Source organism: Stutzerimonas xanthomarina DSM 18231, from assembly GCF_900129835.1.
Classification (GTDB): domain Bacteria; phylum Pseudomonadota; class Gammaproteobacteria; order Pseudomonadales; family Pseudomonadaceae; genus Stutzerimonas; species Stutzerimonas xanthomarina.
The window spans coordinates 151,409-170,347 of record NZ_FQXA01000006.1; the positions used below are offsets into that span (position 1 = coordinate 151,409).

Here is an 18,939-nt window from a genome sequence, read left to right on the forward strand (position 1 = left end):
CGGTTCCTTAATTCAGCTGCGCAGGATCAGCGCAGCGTCAGTTTCGGCCTTCTCGGTGGCCTTGCGACGAATCAGCTGCTCCAGTTCATCGACCAGATTTTCATTGTTCAGCTTCTGTGCCGGCTTGCCGTCGATATAAATGAGGTTGTTCGGCGTGCCACCCGTCAGACCGATGTGTGCTTCCTTGGCTTCGCCGGGCCCGTTGACGACACAGCCGATCACCGCGACGTCCATAGGCACAAGCAGATCATCAAGCCGACCCTCGAGCTCGTTCATGGTCTTCACCACATCGAAGTTCTGCCGCGAGCAACTTGGACAGGCGATGAAATTGATCCCGCGCGAGCGTAGACGCAGCGACTTGAGAATGTCGAAACCGACCTTGATTTCTTCCACCGGGTCAGCCGCCAGCGAAATCCGAATGGTGTCGCCGATGCCTTCGGCGAGCAGCATGCCCAACCCGACGGCAGATTTGACCGTACCCGAGCGCAAGCCACCGGCTTCGGTAATGCCCAGATGCAACGGCTGCTCGATCTTGTCTGCCAGGAGCCGATAGGCCGCTACGGCCATGAACACGTCCGAAGCTTTAACGCTCACTTTGAAATCCGGGAAGTTCAGCCGGTCGAGATGCTCGACATGGCGCAACGCCGACTCAACCAGTGCCTCGGGCGTCGGCTCGCCGTACTTTTTCTGCAGATCTTTTTCCAGCGAACCGGCATTGACACCGATGCGGATCGGGATGCCACGGTCGCGTGCCGCTTCAACCACGGCACGGACCCTGTCTTCGCGGCCGATATTGCCCGGGTTGATGCGCAGGCAGTCAACGCCAAGCTCGGCGACGCGCAGAGCGATCTGATAGTCAAAATGAATGTCCGCCACCAATGGCAAACCGACGCGCTGCTTGATCTTGCCGAACGCCTCGGCGGCTTCCATCGAAGGCACCGACACACGAACGATGTCTGCGCCGGCATTCTGCAGCCGCTCGATCTGCGCAACCGTGGCATCGACGTCGCAGGTTTCGGTATTGGTCATGCTCTGTACGGCGATAGGCGCATCGCCGCCGACCGGTACGTTGCCAACCCAGATTTTCCGGGTATGGCGACGCTTGATAGGAGACTCACTGTGCATGTTTACTGTCCGAGCTTGAGACGCGCAGTTTCGCCGCGCGTTTTGCCAGAAAGACTGACGGCTTCACCGTTGAAGCTGACCTGCACGCCGGACGCAAAGCCCAGATGCAGGTCCAGTGGTGTTTCGCCGACCAGGGTGCGGCTGCTGCCCGCTTTAGCCAAACCGCTGTAGAGCACTTCGCCATTCGCATCGGTAACTCGCGTCCAGCAATCCGCCGTGTAGTCCAAGGTCAAACGACCTTCCCCCGGCGCGACGGTCTCCGCTTCAGCCACCTCGGTCACGTCAGCCACCGGCGCAGGTTCAGCGTCAGCCTCCACAGCGACCAATGCTTCACTGGACGTGGCAGTCTCATCCTGTGGATCTGGTATTTCGGCTGCCGTTTCGACTGCTGGCTGCTCATCTGCCGGCAACATTTCGGTGTCGGTAGATTGGGCCTCGTCGTTGGTTTCCGATGGCATCGAGTTGACCGGTGCCTCGATCGCGAGCTCGGCAGGTTCCTCGGTACGGTCGAGTAGATGAATCTCGGTAGTGCCGTCTGCAGCTTCTACCTCGATTCGCTCAAGCGCGGAAACCGACGGACCTGACTCGGTACGAGCTGAGCGCTCTTGCCACCACAAGAACGCGCCGACCCCGATCACCAGCGTCAGGATGAAGGTAAAGAAGCGCACCATGCTACGCGACAGGCGCACGGGTTGATCAATGTGGCCAAGACTGTTGACGCTGCTGCCGGTAGCATCCGTACCGGTATGATGGTCGAACTGCTGTACCAGACGATTCTGGTCCAGGCCCAGCAGCTTGGCGTAAGCGCGAACGTAGCCGCGGGCAAACGTATGACCGGGCAGCTGACTGAAGTCACCCGCCTCGATCTGGGTGAGTGATCGCTCCGAAAGGTTGAGCTGCTTGGCCACCGAAGAGACGGACCAGTTTTTATCCTCACGCGCAGCGCGCAACGTTTCGCCTGGGTTGGCCAGAGCCGTCGGGGCAGCGGCTTCAGAATGGGGCGCTATCATCGTTGCTCCGAAACAAACTGTTGATATTCAGAGGTCCCCGGATACAGGCGCTTGAGCTGCAAACCCAGGCTCGCCGCCTGATCGCGGTCCTGATGGATGTTCGCCAAACGAATGCCCAGCAACAGACTGCGAGCATTCTGCTCGGAAAGACTGCTGAAACCGTCGTAGTAGCGTTTTGCCGGAACGTACTGCTTGTCTTCATACGCCATCACTGCCAATTCGAGCAGGGCTCGCGGCTGCCGGCTGTCGAGGCGCAAGGCGCGAGTAAAATAGGTTTCGGCTTGCTCTCGCTGGCCTAGCATCAATGCGGTCATGCCCATGTTCTGAAAGACGTGGGAGCGCCCGGAATAGAGATTGTCTTCGGCTGCCTTTACAAAACGCTCCATCGCTTCCGGATAGCGCTTCTGCTCGAAGAGAAAGCTGCCGTAGTTGTTGAGAATACGGGCGTCGTTGCGGCTAGACAGCGCCTTGCGGTAATGCTCGTCTGCTAGCTGATGTTCCATCTCGTTCTGAAATACCAGTGCCAATGCTGCATGAGCATCCGCGCTATTGGGATCCAACTCGAGCGCTTTGCGTAGCGGCGATTTGGCACGCGAGGCCTCGCCTTGCTGCAAATAGCCGATGCCAAGCTGGATATAGGCGTCTCGCGCTTCGTCACGACCTTCGGAGGTACGCATCGGGTTACCCGATCCGGAGGACACACAACCAGCTATCAGGCCGGCGAGCAGAAACAGCAGCGCAACGCGCAATATCATCAGCAAAATCCCTCAGGAACGGTTCGTAGCAATGGACGCCGTACCTGGCTCGGACTGCAGCTCTCGCACTGCGATGTAACGCTCGCTTCGGCGTGTGCGATCCATCACCTGTCCGACCAGTTGGCCGCAGGCGGCATCGATATCCTCACCACGAGTGGTACGTACCGTCACATTGTGCCCGGCTTTATGCAGGATGTCCTGAAAACGACGGATCGCATTGTTGCTCGGCCGCTCATATCCGGAATGAGGGAACGGATTGAACGGGATCAGATTGATCTTGCAGGGAATCTTCGCCAAGAGCGTGATCATCTGCTCGGCGTGTTCGGGCTGGTCATTAATACCCTGCAGAAGCGTGTATTCAATCGTAAGAACGCGTTTCTCGCCCAAGTTGGAGATATAGCGCTGGCAGGCCGCCAGCAGCATATCCAGAGGATACTTCTTGTTGATCGGTACCAACTGATCACGCAGCGCATCGTTCGGCGCGTGCAGTGACAGCGCCAGGGATACGTCGATGACCTTGGACAGCTCTTCGATCATCGGCACTACGCCGGACGTCGACAGCGTTACCTTGCGTTTGGAAATACCGTAGCCCAAATCGTCCATCATGATCTGCATGGCAGCGACGACATTGTCGAAATTAAGCAGGGGCTCGCCCATGCCCATCATCACCACATTGGTGATGGCGCGATCGACCTTAGCCGGGATGGTGCCGAACGACTTGTTGGCAATCCACACCTGCCCGATCACTTCGGCAGCGGTAAGATTGCTATTGAAACCTTGCTTGCCGGTCGAACAGAAACTGCAGTCCAACGCGCAGCCAGCCTGGGAGGAAACGCAGAGCGTGCCCCGCCCACCCTGGGGAATATAGACAGTTTCCACACAGCTACCCGAAGCCACGCGCACCACCCATTTACGGGTGCCGTCAGTGGAGATGTCTTCGCTGACAATTTCGGGGCCGCGGATCTCGGCAGAGGCCTTGAGCTTTTCGCGCAGGGCCTTGCCGATGTTGCTCATGGCATCGAAGTCATCGACGCCAAAGTGGTGAATCCATTTCATCACCTGACCGGCACGAAAGCGCTTCTCCCCTATTGAATCGAAGAAGCTTTCCAGCTGGGGCTGGGTCAGCCCCAGCAGATTCACTTTACCGGTCATAACAGTCATCTGAATTCACCTTCGCCTGATCAGCGAATGCGGGCACACACTTCGGTGGCGGAGAAGAAATAGGCAATCTCGCGAGCTGCGGACGCTTCGGAATCGGAACCATGGACGGCGTTCTCGTCGATGGACACGGCGAAATCAGCGCGAATGGTGCCGGCAGCAGCTTCTTTCGGGTTGGTAGCACCCATCAGCTCACGGTTCTTGGCGATGGCGTCTTCGCCTTCCAGAACCTGAACGATGACCGGACCGGAAACCATGAACGCAACCAGATCCTTGAAGAAACCGCGCTCGCTGTGCTCGGCGTAGAACCCACCCGCTTCACGCTCGGACAGCTGGACCATTTTCGACGCAACGACGCGCAGCCCGGCCTTCTCGAAACGGGAAGTGATCTCGCCGATAACATTCTTGGCGACGGCGTCAGGCTTGATGATGGAGAAAGTGCGTTGCAGGGCCATTTGAAACTCCAGAAATCGATAGGTTAAAACAAACGAGTAAACCCGCGAATTATACGCGGGTCACGAATGAAAATATAAGGGTAGCTGTGACCTGCTTACTGGCGGCGGAGGCCGTAATGCGCGTGCTTCCGCTCGAAGCTCGGCACCCAGGTGCCCGCTGGCTCTAGACTTCTTCTATCCAGGCAGCCTGTATGGCTTCGAGCACCTTTTCGCCGCCGCGCTTCGGATCATCCGAGAAATCCGGCAGCTCGACGACCCAACGGTGCAGCTCGACAAAGTTCACATAACGCGGATCTACATTTGGCTTGCTTTCGGCCAGTTCAATCGCGATATCCAGCACATCAGACCACTTAAGCGCCATGCTTCACCTCGCTCTCAATGGCCTTCCGAGACTTGATTGATGGTGTATTTCGGAATCTCGACCACCAAGTCGACGTCCGCAACAGCTGCCTGACAGGACAACCGAGAATTGGGTTCGAGCCCCCACGCCTTGTCCAGCATGTCATCCTCAAGCTCATCCGAAGCTTCCAGCGAGGCAAAGCCCTCACGGATCACTACGTGACAGGTTGTGCAGGCGCAAGACTTTTCACAGGCATGTTCAATGTCGATACCATTTCGCAGCGCGGCATCAAGCACGGTCTCGCCGGGCTGCGCTTCCACCACCGCCCCGTCAGGGCAATGGTCGGCATGGGGCAGGAAAACAATCTGCGGCATCTGGGTCATTCCTCGATATCGTTAAGCCGTCGCCCAGCCAATGCGGCCTTGACGGTTGAATCCAGCCTGCGCGCAGCAAAGGCATCGGTGATCTGGCTCAGGCGTTTGATCTGGCGTTCGATGGCAACCCCATCCTGACTATCGAGAAGCTCGCGAAGACCCACCATCTGCGAATCGATCGCCACGCGCTCCTCCTCACTGAGCAGGCGCTCGCCGTCTACAGCCAGGGCACCCTCAACCGCTTCGAGCAACCGTTGCGCATCGACCAGTTGCTCACGTAGCGCACGGGCTGCCTTGTCATCGTTGGCTTTGTGAAAAGAATCTTCCAGCATGCGAGCGATCTCACCGTCGGTCAGCCCGTAGGAAGGCTTCACCTGAATGCTCGATTCGACGCCAGACGCCAGTTCTCGAGCCGATACACTGAGCAGCCCGTCGGCGTCGACCTGAAAGGTCACGCGGATTTTCGCGGCGCCGGCCACCATCGGCGGGATGCCGCGCAGTTCGAAGCGAGCCAGCGAACGGCAGTCAGCAATAAGCTCACGTTCACCTTGCAGCACGTGAATCATCATGGCCGACTGGCCATCTTTGTACGTCGTGAAATCCTGCGCTCGCGCAACGGGAATCGTGGTGTTGCGCGGAATGATCTTCTCCATCAAACCGCCCATCGTTTCCAAACCCAGCGACAGCGGGATGACGTCGAGCAGCAACAATTCCTCACCATCGCGATTGTTGCCAGCCAACGTCTCAGCCTGGATCGCCGCACCGATGGCAACAACCTGGTCAGGATCGATATCGGTCAGTGGATCTTGACCGAACATCTCGCCAACCCGCTCGCGCACCCGCGGAACCCGGGTGGAGCCGCCAACCATGACCACCGCCTGGATCTCTTCCATCTCGACAGACGAATCACGCAATGCACGTCGACAGGACTTGAGGCTGAGCGCGATCAGCGGATCAATGAGCTCGTTAAATGTTGCGCGTGTCAGCACACCCTGCCAGCCGGCATAGCGCATCTCGACCGACTCGGCGCGGCTGAGCTGCTCCTTGGCATCGCACGCCATTTTCAGCACCGCCCGCTGGGCACCTGGATCGAGATCCTCAGGTGCACCCGCCTGCCCCAAAATCCAGCCAGCTATCGCATGATCGAAGTCGTCACCCCCGAGCGCGGTATCTCCGCCGGTAGCCAACACTTCGAATACGCCTTTGGTCAGGCGCAGGATGGAGATATCGAAGGTACCACCGCCCAGGTCATAGATCGCCACGACGCCTTCAGCTTCGCGGTCCAGACCGTAAGCGACGGCTGCGGCGGTAGGCTCGTTAAGCAGGCGCAACACGTTGAGATTAGCCAAGCGTGCAGCGTCCTTGGTCGCTTGACGTTGCGCATCATCGAAATATGCCGGGACCGTGATCACCGCACCGACCAGCTCGCCGCCCAACGCTGCCTCCGCACGCTCGCGCAACACGCGCAAAATTTCAGCAGAGACCTCGACCGGGCTTTTAGCGCCTTGCACCGTCTCAACGAACGGCATTTGTGACTGCCCCTCGCTGAACCGATACGGCAGCTGTCCGCCCAGCTGTTTCACATCACCGACTCCCCGCCCCATCAAACGTTTGACGGACAGGATGGTGTTCAACGGATCGCTGGCAGCAGCAGCTATCGCCGCTCGCCCCACCTCGACGTGATCGTCGTGATAACGCACCACTGAAGGCAGAATCACCTCTCCATCGGCATCAGCCAACGGCGCCGTAACGCCACTGCGCAGCGCTGCAACGAGCGAGTTGGTGGTGCCCAAATCGATGCCAACCGCCAGGCGGCGCTGGTGGGGTTGCGGGCTTTGTCCGGGTTCAGCTATCTGAAGTAAGGCCATGTCTGTCTGATATCGGGCGCAGCGTCTGGGGCTACGCGGGGTTAATCGTCGAGGCGCTCTTCCAACTGGCGCACTTCCTGGGATAGCTTGTCGAGGAATTGCATGCGGCGCACAAGCCGTTCTGCCAGCTCGCGCTGCGACTCATCCCGCCAGATGCCGGCGAACGAATCATTCAGATTCTGCTGAGCCGCCTTGAGCCGACCCTTGAAAGAAGCTATGCCTGAGAAATCGGCGTTGTCCTGCAGTTCTTCGAGCTCTTCGCGCCACTGCATTTGCTGCATAAGAAACGCCGAATCCTGGACGGTCGCCTCCAGCGGCAGCTCGCGACCCTCGAGCGTCAACAAGTAGCGAGCCCGATGCGATGGGATTTTAAGGGTTTGATAGGCCTCATTCAGATTCGTCGAGCGTTCGATGGCATGGCGCTGCTCTGCTTCCCCCGCGTCAGCAAAGCGGTCAGGATGAACTTGGCGCGCCAGCTCGCGATAACGAGACGACAGGCTTTCCGGATCGATATCGAACGTCGGCTGCAGCTCGAACAGCGCGTAGTGACAGGGAGTTCCCACAGCGCCCTCAGATATTGAAACTTTCGCCGCAGCCGCATTCGCCACGCACGTTAGGGTTATTGAACTTGAAGCCTTCGTTCAGCCCCTCCCGGACAAAGTCGAGCTCGGTGCCATCGAGGTACACGAGGCTCTTCGGATCGATGATCACCTTCACGCCATTGCTGTCGAAGACTGAGTCCTCTGCAGCCGCTTCATCCACGAATTCAAGAACGTAGGCCAAGCCAGAACAGCCTGTAGTGCGTACACCCAATCGGACCCCGAGGCCCTTGCCGCGACCTTCCAGAGAACGGCGCACGTGTTCGGCAGCGGCGGTTGTCATGCTGATAGCCATCGATACCCCCTTAGGCCTGCGGCAACCCTTTCTTCTCACGGTAATCGCGAACAGCCGCCTTGATGGCGTCCTCTGCCAGTACCGAGCAATGGATCTTCACCGGCGGCAGCGCCAGCTCTTCAGCCAGCTGAGTATTCTTGATGGTTTCGGCCTCTTCCAGCGTCTTACCCTTCATCCACTCGGTGGCGAGAGAGCTGGAGGCGATGGCCGAGCCGCAACCATAGGTCTTGAACTTGGCGTCTTCGATGACTCCCTGCTCGTTGACCTTGATCTGCAGGCGCATCACATCGCCGCAGGCCGGAGCGCCGACCATGCCAGTGCCGATGGATGGGTCCTCAGCGTCGAACTTGCCGACGTTACGGGGATTTTCGTAGTGGTCAATGACCTTGTCACTGTATGCCATGGTGCAATCCTCATTGAATCAGGCTATGCGGAACTCGACGGATCCAATCAGTGGGCTGCCCACTCGACCTGTGAAATATCGACGCCATCCTTGAACATGTCCCACAAAGGTGAAAGCTCACGCAATTTTGTTACTGCCTCGCTGACTTTCCGCGCGGCGTAATCGACTTCCTCTTCGGTGGTGAAGCGACCGAAAGTAAAACGGATCGAGCTATGTGCCAGTTCGTCATTACGACCCAGCGCACGGAGCACATAAGACGGTTCCAGCGAAGCAGAGGTACAGGCCGAACCAGAGGAAACTGCCAGATCCTTGAGCGCCATGATCAGCGACTCGCCCTCGACATAGTTGAAACTCAGGTTCAGGTTGTGCGGCACGCGTGCGGTCATGCTGCCGTTTACATAAAGCTCTTCCAGATGCTCAACCTGCTTGGAAAAGCGGTCGCGCAGCTTGGTAATACGCTCATTTTCATCAACCATCTCTTCCTTGGCGATGCGGAACGCCTCACCCATGCCGACCGATTGATGCGCCGCCAACGTGCCCGAGCGCATGCCGCGCTCATGCCCACCGCCATGCATCTGGGCTTCCAGTCGTACGCGCGGCTTGCGCCGCACATAAAGGGCACCAACACCTTTGGGGCCATAGGTTTTGTGAGCAGAGAAGGACATCAGATCGACCTTCATCTTTTCCAGATCTATCTCAACCTTCCCGGTCGACTGAGCAGCATCGACGTGAAACAGTACGCCGCGCGGGCGGGTGAGCTCACCAATAGCGGCGATATCGTTGACTGTTCCGATCTCATTGTTGACGTGCATGATGGACACCAAGACGGTGTCATCACGAAGCGCTGCCTCGATCATGGCAGGCGTAATCACACCGTCCTCGCCAGGCTCAATATAAGTCACCTCGAAACCTTCACGTTCGAGCTGGCGAGTCGTATCCAGAACGGCCTTGTGCTCGATCTTGCTGGTCACGATGTGCTTGCCCTTGGAGGCGTAGAAGTGCGCAGCACCCTTGATTGCCAGGTTGTCCGACTCGGTCGCACCGGATGTCCAGACGATCTCGCGAGGATCGGCATTTACCAGCTCTGCAACTTGGCGACGTGCGTTCTCGACGGCCTCCTCGGCCTTCCAGCCAAAGGCATGGGAGCGCGACGCCGGATTACCAAAGTTGCCTTCGGCGGTCAGGCATTCAACCATCTTCTCGGCGACGCGAGGATCGACGGGGGTGGTAGCGGAGTAGTCCAGGTAAATCGGCAACTTCATCAGGTATCTCCTATCAGGCTGTCGTCCTGCTCAGTCGATGGCGGACGCTTCAATCTTATCCAGTTGCGGAGTCTGGCCATTAGCGCGGCGCATATCCTGACGCAGAGCCACTTCCTGAACCTCGCGGCGCATCACCAGATCCGCGAGACTGATACCACTCAAAAACTCGTGGATCTGCTGACTTAAATCGCACCAGAGATGGTGGGTCAGACAAGTGTCTCCCGAATGACAGTCACCCAGCCCCTGGCAGCGTGTGGCATCCACCGACTCGTTGACCGCGTCGATGACTTGCGCAACTTGAATGCCCGCCATGTCGCGCGAGAGTTGATAGCCACCGCCCGGCCCGCGAACACTGGTCACCAGACTGCCACGGCGCAGCTTGGCAAACAGTTGTTCGAGATAGGAAAGCGAGATGCCTTGCCGCTCGGAAATATCCGCGAGGGACACCGGACCGTGTTGCGCATGCAGCGCAAGGTCAAGCATCGCAGTGACGGCGTAACGGCCTTTGGTAGTCAATCGCATCGGTTCGCACCAAGCATCATGGTTTGAGGCAAGTATGCAATACCCGACTATTTAGATCAACTATAAGCCCCATTAAATTACTCGGACTTTAGCCGCACGAGGAAGGTGTCAAAGCGAGCCCGCGCTAACATGCCGCTGACAGACGGCCATCATAACAGCACGTCCGCCGCATCGCACTTTCAGGGACGAGACTCTTCACCAGCGCGTTTAACTTCAGCAAAATCTTCCTCGCGCAACTCGGGCATCTGCTTTGCGCAATAATCGCTGCCAAGGGCAGTTAACGCCTTGCACATGCCATCCATGCGCTCCTCAACCGCCTGAACATGATCAAGCAGTTGACCGATAGCACGCGCCACCGGATCAGGCATATCCTCGGTCACGCCGTATGCATCGAAACCAATCTTCTCAGCGATCGCCTTGCGCTTGGCCTCTTGCTCATCATCGGACTTGGCGATCACCCGGCCCGGAATCCCGACAGCAGTCGCGCCAGCCGGAATCGCACGAGTCACCACCGCATTGGACCCGATCTTGGCGCCTGCACCCACCGTGAACGGGCCGAGAATTTTTGCCCCCGCCCCAACGATCACCCCATCTTCAAGCGTCGGGTGACGTTTGCCCTTGTTCCAACTGGTACCGCCCAGGGTGACCCCATGGTAAAGCGTGACGTCATCGCCGATCTGCGCCGTTTCACCAATAACGATGCCCATCCCGTGATCGATGAAGAAACGCCGACCTATCTGCGCGCCCGGATGAATTTCGATGCCCGTCAGCCAACGCGCCAGATTCGAATTCATCCGCGCCAACCATTTGCAATCGTTTACCCAAAGCCAGTGGGATACCCGATGAAACCAGACAGCGTGCAGGCCCGGGTAACAGGTGACGACCTCGAATGCGTTACGCGCTGCCGGATCGCGATGGAAAACGCTCTGGATATCTTCGCGCATACCTTCGAACATCAATCACTTCTCCGCTTGTGGGGCTCGCCGCGGACGGCCTTCTGGGTTTCGGTAAGGATTCCGCGCAGAATGTTCATCTCCAGCTTGCTGATCCCGCTACGGCCGTAAAGCCTGCGCAAGCGGGGCATAAGATGCCTGGGTTTCTGGGGATCGAGGAAGCCGATTTCCACCAGAGTCTGCTCAAGATGACCGTAATAATGCTCGAGCTCATCGGCAGTCACCGGCTGAGTGTCCAGCATCGAGGTGGTTTCGAGTTTCTCTTGCTTGCTCGGCTTGTCGTTTGCCGCCAGCCAGGCCATGCGCACTTCATAAGCGAGCACCTGCACCGCCGCAGCCAGGTTCAGCGAGCTGAAGTCAGGATCTGATGGGATATGCACATGGTACTGGCAGCGCTGAAGCTCTTCGTTGGTAAGCCCGGCATATTCGCGCCCAAACACCAACGCAACCTCACCGCCTCGCTCGATTTGTTCAAGACAGACCGTACCGGTTTCGCGCGGATCCAGAAGCGGCCAAGGAATGCGACGATCTCGGGCACTCGTGCCCAGCACCAGGCTGCAGCCAACCAAGGCCTCTTCAAGCGTCGCTACGATCTCCGCTGAATCAAGAATATCGGTCGCACCCGAGGCTCGAGCGACGGCGTTCGGACTCGGAAAATCCTCCGGATCCACCAACACCAGGCGCGTTAAGCCCATATTTTTCATGGCACGGGCCGCACCGCCGATATTCCCGGCGTGGCTGGTATTGACCAACACTACGCGAATGCTCTGTAGCGACACGGTTTTCTCTCGATCAGGAAGCAGACCGAAAGCTTACAGGAAGGATCCGCAGCTTCGCCATTAACCGTCTGAACGACCCCTTGCCGAGCAACACACCGGATAGGTTTCTGATAGAATTGCCGGCTTTCTTTAAACGACCAGGTATTTGATCGATGCAGCCCATGCTGAATATCGCGCTGCGCGCCGCCCGTAGCGCTGGCGAAATGATTGTTCGTTCCACCGAGCGCCTGGACGTGATCTCGGTTAGCGAAAAGGACGCGCGCGATTACGTCTCGGAAGTCGACCGCACAGCCGAACAACTGATCGTTGCTGCGCTGCGCAAAGCCTATCCAAACCATGGAATCCTTGGCGAGGAAGGCGGACAGCTGGAAGGCAGCGGGGACGGCAAAGATTACCTCTGGGTAATCGACCCGCTGGACGGCACCACCAACTTTCTACGTGGCGTCCCCCACTACGCAGTCAGCATCGCTTGCAAATACCGTGGTCGCCTCGAGCACGCCGTAGTGATCGATCCAGTACGCCAGGAAGAGTTCACAGCTAGCCGGGGACGTGGCGCCGCCCTCAATGGTCGCCGGCTGCGTGTCAGCGCGAGGAAAAGTCTCGAAGGCGCGCTCCTCGGCACGGGATTCCCGTTTCGCGACAGCCAGCTGGACAACCTCGACAGCTATCTCAACATGTTCCGAAGCCTGGTTGGTCAAACCGCAGGGCTTCGTCGCGCTGGAGCGGCCAGCCTCGATCTGGCCTACGTCGCTGCCGGTCGCTATGACGCGTTTTGGGAGTTTGGCCTATCCGAATGGGACATGGCCGCAGGCGCCCTGCTGATTCAAGAAGCCGGCGGCCTGGTCAGTGACTTTAGCGGCAGCCATGAGTACCTGGAGAAGGGGCAGATCGTTGCCGGCAACACCAAGTGTTTCAAGGCCGTGCTCACCGCCATCCAGCCTCATCTGACCCCAGCACTGAAACGGTAATCACGAAGCGAAAAAAAACGCCCTTCCGGGCGTTTTTATCAAATCAGTTCACTGCTGCGTCAGCACCAGTTGACCGTCACGGACCGGAATTTTCTGGCCAGGGTCGCGATCCATCCGCACCTGCCCAACCTTGCCGTCAAGATCGTATTTCACCTCATAGGCCACAATCTTTTGGTGGCTATCGGTGACCGTGCTGCAACGGGTTTCCGTTGTGCTATAGGTGTCATTCGCCTGCATGCGGCCTTGCACCTGATTACCGGCGTAGCCACCGCCGACCGCTCCGGCGACCGTGGCAATCTTCTTGCCGCTGCCACCGCCAATCTGGTTTCCGAGCAGACCACCAACCACCGCCCCAACGGCTGTGCCGGCAATACGGTTACTGTCCTGTACGGGTCTCTGGCGGGTGACCGTCACGTCCTTGCATATTTCCCGAGGCGTCTTGACGGTCTCCTCGACAGGATTCACGGCCAGCACGCTGGCGAACTCAGGCCCTTGATCGACCAGCGCGTAGGTTGCAAAAGCACCGCCAGCGCTCACCACAACAGCCCCAAGGACTGTACCGACCAACATCGACTTGTTCACTGCATCTTCCTTTCATCTGACGAGCCAGGCTCGCGGCGGCGCGTTGGACCCGTCAGAGTGCGGGAAGTTCGAACTCAGGGAAGCTCGTCGACCTCTTCAACAACAGGGGGAATCAGATCTTCCCGCGTCAGATTCAGCCATACCAGCAACATACCGGCGACATAAACCGACGAGTAGGTACCTGCGCCGACACCGATCAGAAGCGCCAGGGAAAAGCCCCATAGATTTTCGCCACCGAAGAACATCAGCGCACCAACCGCCAGCAATGTGGATACCGAGGTCGCCAGGGTGCGCAGCAAGGTCTGCGTGGTGGAAATATTAATGTTCTCCAGTAGCTCCGCCTTGCGCAGCATCCGGAAGTTTTCGCGGATTCGGTCAAAGATGACGATGGTGTCGTTCAACGAATAACCAATCACCGCCAACACCGCTGCCAGCACCGTCAGGTCAAAGGAGATCTGAAACAGAGAGAAGACCCCCAGCACCAGGATCACGTCGTGGAACAGCGACAGCACCGCGCCCAGACCGAATTTCCACTGGAAGCGGAACGCGACATAAACCAGAATGCCGCCCAGGGCGAGCAACATACCCAGACCGCCCTGATCCCGTAATTCCTCACCCACTGCCGGCCCAACGAACTCCACCCGCTTAACCGTTACAGCACTGCCCGCCTCGCCACCACGCAGCGCTTCGGCAATGCGCTCGCCCAGTAGAGGATCGTCGCCCGGCATGCGCACGAGGACATCAGTGGTGGCACCAAAGCTCTGAACCACAGCCTCGTTGAAACCGGAACCGGCAAGCTGAGAGCGCACCTGATCCAGCGCGACCGGCTGCTCGTAAGAGAGCTCGATTAGCGTGCCGCCGGTAAAGTCCAGACCGAAATTCAGACCCTTTACCGCCAGACTAGCCAGGGAGGCAAGCGTGAGCACTACGGTCAGAGCAAACGCCACATGACGCACGCCCATGAAATTGATTACGCGTTTCATCGTGCTAGCCCCTTAAATCCACAACTTCTTAAGATCACGGCCACCATAGATCAGGTTGACCATGGCTCGAGTCACGATGACAGCAGTAAACATGGAAGTGATAATCCCGAGCGAGAGCGTAACGGCGAAGCCCTTAATCGGTCCGGTTCCCATGGCGAAGAGTATGCCGCCGACCAGTAGCGTCGTGAGGTTGCCGTCAACGATCGCCGAAAACGCCCGATCGAAGCCTTCATGGATGGCGCGCTGAACAGACATGCCATTGGCAATTTCTTCTCGGATCCGCGAAAAAATCAGCACGTTAGCGTCAACCGCCATGCCCATCGTCAACACGATACCGGCGATACCCGGCAGCGTCAGCGTGGCGCCCAGCATCGACATCAACGCCGTCAGCACTACCATGTTGAACAGCAGGGCAACCGTAGCTAGCACCCCGAAGAACTTGTAGATCAGCACCATGAACACCGCGACGAACAGGAAGCCCCACATCGCCGCCTCGACACCGAGCTGGATGTTTTCAGCGCCCAGACTCGGGCCGATGGTGCGCTCTTCAGCAAAGTACATCGGCGCAGCCAGGCCGCCAGCACGAAGCAACAGAGCCAACTCGGATGACTCACCCTGACCATCTAGACCAGTGATGCGGAACTGACTGCCCAACGGAGATTGGATAGTTGCCAGGCTGATGACTTTTTTCTCTTCCTGGAAGGTCTCAACGCGCACTTCCTGCTCAACACCGTCGACCATCTGCTTAACGTAGCGCGTTGTCGGCCGCTGCTCGATGAACACAACCGCCATGCTGCGCCCAACGTTGTTGCGAGTGGCGCGGTTCATCAGATCGCCGCCGTGACCATCCAGACGGATATTCACCTGAGGTCGGCCGTTCTCGTCATAGCTGGCCTGAGCGTCGGTGACTTGGTCGCCAGTAATGATCAGATTGCGCTCGAGCTGAACAGGCGGCCGCCCCTCCTCACGGAATTCAAATGTTTCGGTTGTCGCCCGCGCGGCATCGGCTTCAGCAGCCAGCCGGAACTCGAGGTTGGCGGTCTTGCCCAGGATACGCTTGGCTTCGGCCGTATCCTGAACCCCCGGAAGCTCAACCACGATGCGGTTGGCACCCTGACGCTGGACCAAGGGTTCGGAGACACCCAACTCATTGACCCGATTACGGACCGTGGTCAGGTTCTGCTTGATCGAATACTCGCGAATCTCCGCCAGCTTGGCCTCGGTAATGGCCAGGCGCAGCACCTGCTGGCCATTGCGTTCGGTGGAAGTCAGCTCAAAATCGTTGAAGCTCTTGCGGATCAGCGCCTGGGCAGCCGAAAGCGTGGCTTCATCGGCAAAACCTAGCTGTACAGCATTATCAGTCAACGGGAGGCTGCGATAGCGCACGCGCTCCTTGCGCAACAGGCTCTTGACCTCACCCTCGTAAACGTTGAGACGTGTTTCGATGGCTTTTTCCATGTCGACTTCGAGCAGAAAATGCACGCCACCGGACAAATCCAGGCCCAGCTTCATCGGGCTCGCGCCCAAATTGCGCAGCCACTCAGGCGTCGTGGGCGCAAGGTTGAGCGCAACCACGTAGGCATCGCCCAGCGCGCGGCGCACCACATCCTTGGCGGGCAACTGATCGTCCTGATTGGTCAGGCGCAACAAACCGCCACGACCCTGTTCGTCCAGGCCCGCTGCCTTGACTTCGATGCCGGCCGCAGCAAGTGCCTTGCTGGCTCGATCAAGATCGGCTTCAGTGACGTTGAGCGAAGCCGCAGCGCCAGTGACCTGAACCGCCGGATCATCAGGGTAGAGGTTTGGTGCCGAATAGATGAAGGCAATGCCTATCACCACCACTATCAGCAGGTATTTCCAGAGAGGGAATCTATTGAGCATGACGCAGCCCGTCTAATGACGCGGGGCGCCTTGCGCGCCCCGTCGTTGGTGTTGAGTAGTAGTCAGCTCAGATGGCTTTCAGCGTGCCCTTGGGCAACGTTGCGGCAATCGCTGCCTTCTGGAACTTCAGCTCCACCGAATCGGAAACCTCGATCACGACGAAGTCATCAGAAACTTTGGTGACCTTGCCCGCGATACCACCGGAAGTCACCACTTCGTCACCCTTCTGCAAGCCGCCGATCAGGTTCTTATGTTCCTTGGCGCGCTTGGCTTGTGGACGCCAGATCATCAGATAGAAAATGACCAGAAAACCAACCAGGAACAGCCACTCGAAGCCACTACCGGCGGGACCAGCGGCAGCCTCTTGAGCGTAGGCGGCGGGAATCAGAAAGCTCATGTAGCACTCCTGTTGCAGAGATCAGTTTAGTTATGGATTCGTCACGCAAGCGGCGGCGTTGGCAGACCGCGCTTGGCATAGAAGGCGTCGACAAAGGTCGCCAATGTACCCTGTTGAATAGCATCGCGTAAACCAGCCATCAGACGCTGGTAATGACGCAAGTTGTGGATTGTATTCAACATGCTGCCCAGCATTTCGCCACACTTATCCAAATGATGCAGATAGGCGCGGGAGAAGTGTTTGCAGGTGTAACAGTCGCAACCGGCATCCAGCGGAGATTCGTCGTGCCGGTGCATGGCGTTGCGAATCTTGATCACCCCACTGTCGGTAAACAGATGCCCGTTACGCGCATTGCGCGTCGGCATGACGCAATCGAACATGTCCACACCGCGGCGCACGCCCTCGACCAGATCTTCCGGCTTGCCCACCCCCATCAGGTAACGCGGCTTATCGGCCGGCATCTGCGGCGGGAGGAAATCAAGCACGCGAAGCATTTCCTCCTTCGGCTCGCCGACCGAGAGGCCGCCGATCGCCAGACCGTCGAAACCAATCTCGCACAACCCCTCCAGTGAGCGCATGCGCAGCGACTCGTGCATGCCGCCCTGAACGATGCCGAACAGCGCCGCAGGACTGTCACCGTGGGCATCCTTGGAGCGCTGCGCCCAGCGCAGCGACAACTCCATCGAGCGCCGCGCGACATCTTCGTCGGCCGGATAGGGCGTGCATTCGTCGAATATCATCACGATATCGGAGCCGAGATCGCGCTGCACCTGCATGGACTCCTCGGGTCCCATGAAGACTTTGGCGCCATCGACTGGCGAGGCAAAGTAGACGCCCTCCTCCTTGATCTTGCGCATCGCACCGAGACTGAACACCTGGAAACCGCCCGAGTCGGTCAGGATCGGCCCCTGCCACTGCATGAAGTCGTGAAGGTCGCCGTGCGCCTTGATGACTTCGGTGCCCGGCCGCAACCACAAATGAAAGGTATTGCCGAGAATGATCTGCGCCCCGATCTCCTCGATATCGCGCGGCAGCATGCCTTTCACGGTGCCATACGTGCCCACCGGCATGAACGCCGGGGTTTCTACCGTGCCTCGCGGAAAGGTCAAACGCCCACGACGGGCTTTGCCTTCGGTGGCAAGCAGCTCGAAAGACATGTGACAGGTACGACTCATTGGGAATCCTCGGGGCCGCGCGGGGCCGGATTGCGCGTGATGAACATGGCATCACCGTAACTGAAAAAACGATAACCGCTGGCGATCGCCTCGGCATAGGCGGCCATGGTTTCCGGGTAGCCAGCGAACGCGGAAACCAGCATCAGCAGCGTCGACTCAGGCAGATGGAAGTTAGTGACGAGCGCATCGACCACATGAAACGGCTTGCCTGGATAAAGAAAGATGTCGGTATCGCCACTGAATGGTTTGAGCACGCCGTCGCGCGCAGCACTCTCAAGCGAACGTACGCTGGTGGTACCTACGGCCACCACACGACCGCCTCGAGCACGACAGGCCGCCACTGCATCGACGACACCCTGATCAACTTCGAGCCATTCGCGATGCATATGGTGCTCTTCGATACGCTCGACACGCACGGGTTGAAAAGTACCCGCGCCGACATGCAGCGTGACAAACGCACTCTCAACCCCTTTATCACGCAGCGCCGCCAGCAACTGTGCATCGAAATGCAAGCCGGCCGTTGGCGCAGCAACTGCGCCCACCCGTTGCGCATAGACCGTCTGGTAGCGTTCACGATCCGCGGCTTCGTCCGGCCGATCTATATAAGGCGGCAATGGCATATGGCCGACGCGCTCCAGCAACGGCAATACGTCTTCGTTGAACTCCAATTCGAACAGCGCATCATGCCGCGCCAGCATCAGCGCGTCGCCCCCACCATCGATGTGAATCCTGCCCCCAGGCTTGGGCGACTTACTGGACCGTATATGCGCCAGCGCCCGGCGATCATCGAGCACGCGCTCGACAAGCACTTCGACTTTGCCACCAGTCGCTTTCTGGCCGAACAGGCGCGCCGGAATCACCCGCGTGTTGTTAAACACCATCAGGTCGCCGGGGCGTACGCAATCGAGCAGCTCAGCAAAGCTGTGGTGACCAAGCAAACCGGTCGGCCCGTCAAGTGTCAGCAAACGACTGCCACGACGCTCGGCCAAAGGATGTCGGGCGATCAGCGAATCAGGAAGATCGAAGGAAAAAGCAGAGACTTGCATTGAAAAGAT

General features: G+C 58.5%; 22 protein-coding genes. 1 reads left to right on the forward strand and 21 read right to left on the reverse strand.

Going from position 1 to position 18,939, the window contains the following annotated elements; genetic code table 11:
• Positions 1-12 precede the first annotated feature (12 nt).
• The 15 genes from ispG to trmJ form a co-directional block, all read right to left on the reverse strand.
• Positions 13-1,125, reverse strand: a complete 1,113-nt coding sequence (gene ispG / locus BUE09_RS16000) for a flavodoxin-dependent (E)-4-hydroxy-3-methylbut-2-enyl-diphosphate synthase (protein WP_073302316.1) — start codon at positions 1,123-1,125, stop codon at positions 13-15.
• Between the two features lie 2 nt (positions 1,126-1,127).
• Positions 1,128-2,135, reverse strand: a complete 1,008-nt coding sequence (locus tag BUE09_RS16005) for a RodZ domain-containing protein (protein ID WP_073302318.1) — start codon at positions 2,133-2,135, stop codon at positions 1,128-1,130.
• Positions 2,132-2,890: a type IV pilus biogenesis/stability protein PilW gene (gene pilW / locus BUE09_RS16010; RefSeq protein ID WP_073302321.1), complete on the reverse strand. Its 759-nt coding sequence runs from the start codon at positions 2,888-2,890 to the stop codon at positions 2,132-2,134. Before pilW ends, BUE09_RS16005 begins: the two co-directional genes overlap by 4 nt.
• 12 nt (positions 2,891-2,902) lie before the next feature.
• The gene (gene rlmN, locus BUE09_RS16015; RefSeq protein WP_073302323.1) at positions 2,903-4,051 is read right to left on the reverse strand and encodes a dual-specificity RNA methyltransferase RlmN; all 1,149 of its coding nucleotides are present in this window, start codon (positions 4,049-4,051) and stop codon (positions 2,903-2,905) included.
• A 20-nt stretch (positions 4,052-4,071) separates the two neighbouring features.
• A complete protein-coding gene (gene ndk, locus BUE09_RS16020; protein WP_019341062.1) occupies positions 4,072-4,503 on the reverse strand; it encodes a nucleoside-diphosphate kinase in 432 nt (143 codons plus the stop codon).
• Positions 4,504-4,666: 163 nt separating this feature from the next.
• A complete protein-coding gene (gene iscX, locus BUE09_RS16025) occupies positions 4,667-4,864 on the reverse strand; it encodes a Fe-S cluster assembly protein IscX (RefSeq protein WP_073302326.1) in 198 nt (65 codons plus the stop codon).
• A gap of 14 nt (positions 4,865-4,878) precedes the next feature.
• Complete coding sequence (gene fdx, locus BUE09_RS16030; RefSeq protein ID WP_073302653.1) at positions 4,879-5,217, reverse strand: ISC system 2Fe-2S type ferredoxin; 339 nt, start codon at positions 5,215-5,217, stop codon at positions 4,879-4,881.
• Positions 5,218-5,222: 5 nt separating this feature from the next.
• On the reverse strand, positions 5,223-7,085 hold the full coding sequence (gene hscA, locus BUE09_RS16035; protein WP_073302328.1) for a Fe-S protein assembly chaperone HscA: 1,863 nt from the start codon (positions 7,083-7,085) through the stop codon (positions 5,223-5,225).
• Positions 7,086-7,126: 41 nt separating this feature from the next.
• Positions 7,127-7,648 (reverse strand): co-chaperone HscB, encoded by a 522-nt coding sequence (gene hscB, locus BUE09_RS16040; RefSeq protein WP_073302330.1) that lies wholly within the window; start codon positions 7,646-7,648, stop codon positions 7,127-7,129.
• 7 nt (positions 7,649-7,655) lie between these two features.
• Positions 7,656-7,979 (reverse strand): iron-sulfur cluster assembly protein IscA, encoded by a 324-nt coding sequence (gene iscA / locus BUE09_RS16045; protein ID WP_019341067.1) that lies wholly within the window; start codon positions 7,977-7,979, stop codon positions 7,656-7,658.
• Positions 7,980-7,989: 10 nt separating this feature from the next.
• A complete protein-coding gene (gene iscU / locus BUE09_RS16050) occupies positions 7,990-8,382 on the reverse strand; it encodes a Fe-S cluster assembly scaffold IscU (RefSeq protein ID WP_045425243.1) in 393 nt (130 codons plus the stop codon).
• A 47-nt stretch (positions 8,383-8,429) separates the two neighbouring features.
• Positions 8,430-9,644, reverse strand: coding sequence for an IscS subfamily cysteine desulfurase (locus tag BUE09_RS16055; RefSeq protein WP_073302332.1), 1,215 nt, complete (start codon positions 9,642-9,644; stop codon positions 8,430-8,432).
• Between the two features lie 30 nt (positions 9,645-9,674).
• Positions 9,675-10,166, reverse strand: a complete 492-nt coding sequence (gene iscR / locus BUE09_RS16060) for a Fe-S cluster assembly transcriptional regulator IscR (protein ID WP_073302334.1) — start codon at positions 10,164-10,166, stop codon at positions 9,675-9,677.
• A 179-nt stretch (positions 10,167-10,345) separates the two neighbouring features.
• Positions 10,346-11,122: a serine O-acetyltransferase gene (cysE, locus tag BUE09_RS16065; protein WP_073302336.1), complete on the reverse strand. Its 777-nt coding sequence runs from the start codon at positions 11,120-11,122 to the stop codon at positions 10,346-10,348.
• Positions 11,122-11,898, reverse strand: a complete 777-nt coding sequence (gene trmJ, locus BUE09_RS16070) for a tRNA (cytosine(32)/uridine(32)-2'-O)-methyltransferase TrmJ (RefSeq protein ID WP_073302338.1) — start codon at positions 11,896-11,898, stop codon at positions 11,122-11,124. The genes cysE and trmJ overlap by 1 nt, the downstream gene beginning before the upstream one ends.
• A gap of 152 nt (positions 11,899-12,050) precedes the next feature.
• Between trmJ and suhB the strand changes: the two genes are divergently transcribed.
• Positions 12,051-12,866, forward strand: coding sequence for a type III secretion system regulator SuhB (gene suhB / locus BUE09_RS16075; RefSeq protein ID WP_073302340.1), 816 nt, complete (start codon positions 12,051-12,053; stop codon positions 12,864-12,866).
• A 48-nt stretch (positions 12,867-12,914) separates the two neighbouring features.
• Here suhB and BUE09_RS16080 read toward each other — a convergent pair whose 3' ends face one another.
• The 6 genes from BUE09_RS16080 to queA form a co-directional block, all read right to left on the reverse strand.
• Positions 12,915-13,448 (reverse strand): glycine zipper 2TM domain-containing protein, encoded by a 534-nt coding sequence (locus BUE09_RS16080; protein ID WP_073302342.1) that lies wholly within the window; start codon positions 13,446-13,448, stop codon positions 12,915-12,917.
• A gap of 74 nt (positions 13,449-13,522) precedes the next feature.
• Positions 13,523-14,431 (reverse strand): protein translocase subunit SecF, encoded by a 909-nt coding sequence (gene secF, locus BUE09_RS16085; protein ID WP_073302344.1) that lies wholly within the window; start codon positions 14,429-14,431, stop codon positions 13,523-13,525.
• 12 nt (positions 14,432-14,443) lie between these two features.
• Complete coding sequence (secD, locus tag BUE09_RS16090) at positions 14,444-16,312, reverse strand: protein translocase subunit SecD (RefSeq protein WP_073302346.1); 1,869 nt, start codon at positions 16,310-16,312, stop codon at positions 14,444-14,446.
• 67 nt (positions 16,313-16,379) lie between these two features.
• On the reverse strand, positions 16,380-16,709 hold the full coding sequence (gene yajC / locus BUE09_RS16095; RefSeq protein WP_019341076.1) for a preprotein translocase subunit YajC: 330 nt from the start codon (positions 16,707-16,709) through the stop codon (positions 16,380-16,382).
• Between the two features lie 41 nt (positions 16,710-16,750).
• Entirely contained in the window at positions 16,751-17,866 is a 1,116-nt protein-coding gene (gene tgt / locus BUE09_RS16100; RefSeq protein ID WP_143164677.1) for a tRNA guanosine(34) transglycosylase Tgt, read from the reverse strand.
• A 14-nt stretch (positions 17,867-17,880) separates the two neighbouring features.
• The gene (gene queA / locus BUE09_RS16105) at positions 17,881-18,930 is read right to left on the reverse strand and encodes a tRNA preQ1(34) S-adenosylmethionine ribosyltransferase-isomerase QueA (RefSeq protein WP_073302656.1); all 1,050 of its coding nucleotides are present in this window, start codon (positions 18,928-18,930) and stop codon (positions 17,881-17,883) included.
• Positions 18,931-18,939: the final 9 nt, after the last annotated feature.

What these genes read in the sequence shown, in the direction of transcription:
- ispG (WP_073302316.1), bottom strand. Translation starts at nt 1,125, where the DNA reads ATGCACAGTGAGTCTCCTATCAAGCGTCGCCATACCCGGAAAATCTGG.
- BUE09_RS16005 (WP_073302318.1), bottom strand. Translation starts at nt 2,135, where the DNA reads ATGATAGCGCCCCATTCTGAAGCCGCTGCCCCGACGGCTCTGGCCAAC.
- pilW (WP_073302321.1), bottom strand. Translation starts at nt 2,890, where the DNA reads ATGATATTGCGCGTTGCGCTGCTGTTTCTGCTCGCCGGCCTGATAGCT.
- rlmN (WP_073302323.1), bottom strand. Translation starts at nt 4,051, where the DNA reads ATGACTGTTATGACCGGTAAAGTGAATCTGCTGGGGCTGACCCAGCCC.
- ndk (WP_019341062.1), bottom strand. Translation starts at nt 4,503, where the DNA reads ATGGCCCTGCAACGCACTTTCTCCATCATCAAGCCTGACGCCGTCGCC.
- iscX (WP_073302326.1), bottom strand. Translation starts at nt 4,864, where the DNA reads ATGGCGCTTAAGTGGTCTGATGTGCTGGATATCGCGATTGAACTGGCC.
- fdx (WP_073302653.1), bottom strand. Translation starts at nt 5,217, where the DNA reads ATGCCGCAGATTGTTTTCCTGCCCCATGCCGACCATTGCCCTGACGGG.
- hscA (WP_073302328.1), bottom strand. Translation starts at nt 7,085, where the DNA reads ATGGCCTTACTTCAGATAGCTGAACCCGGACAAAGCCCGCAACCCCAC.
- iscA (WP_019341067.1), bottom strand. Translation starts at nt 7,979, where the DNA reads ATGGCTATCAGCATGACAACCGCCGCTGCCGAACACGTGCGCCGTTCT.
- iscU (WP_045425243.1), bottom strand. Translation starts at nt 8,382, where the DNA reads ATGGCATACAGTGACAAGGTCATTGACCACTACGAAAATCCCCGTAAC.
- BUE09_RS16055 (WP_073302332.1), bottom strand. Translation starts at nt 9,644, where the DNA reads ATGAAGTTGCCGATTTACCTGGACTACTCCGCTACCACCCCCGTCGAT.
- iscR (WP_073302334.1), bottom strand. Translation starts at nt 10,166, where the DNA reads ATGCGATTGACTACCAAAGGCCGTTACGCCGTCACTGCGATGCTTGAC.
- cysE (WP_073302336.1), bottom strand. Translation starts at nt 11,122, where the DNA reads ATGTTCGAAGGTATGCGCGAAGATATCCAGAGCGTTTTCCATCGCGAT.
- suhB (WP_073302340.1), top strand. Translation starts at nt 12,051, where the DNA reads ATGCAGCCCATGCTGAATATCGCGCTGCGCGCCGCCCGTAGCGCTGGC.
- secF (WP_073302344.1), bottom strand. Translation starts at nt 14,431, where the DNA reads ATGAAACGCGTAATCAATTTCATGGGCGTGCGTCATGTGGCGTTTGCT.
- secD (WP_073302346.1), bottom strand. Translation starts at nt 16,312, where the DNA reads ATGCTCAATAGATTCCCTCTCTGGAAATACCTGCTGATAGTGGTGGTG.
- yajC (WP_019341076.1), bottom strand. Translation starts at nt 16,709, where the DNA reads ATGAGCTTTCTGATTCCCGCCGCCTACGCTCAAGAGGCTGCCGCTGGT.
- tgt (WP_143164677.1), bottom strand. Translation starts at nt 17,866, where the DNA reads ATGTCTTTCGAGCTGCTTGCCACCGAAGGCAAAGCCCGTCGTGGGCGT.
- queA (WP_073302656.1), bottom strand. Translation starts at nt 18,930, where the DNA reads ATGCAAGTCTCTGCTTTTTCCTTCGATCTTCCTGATTCGCTGATCGCC.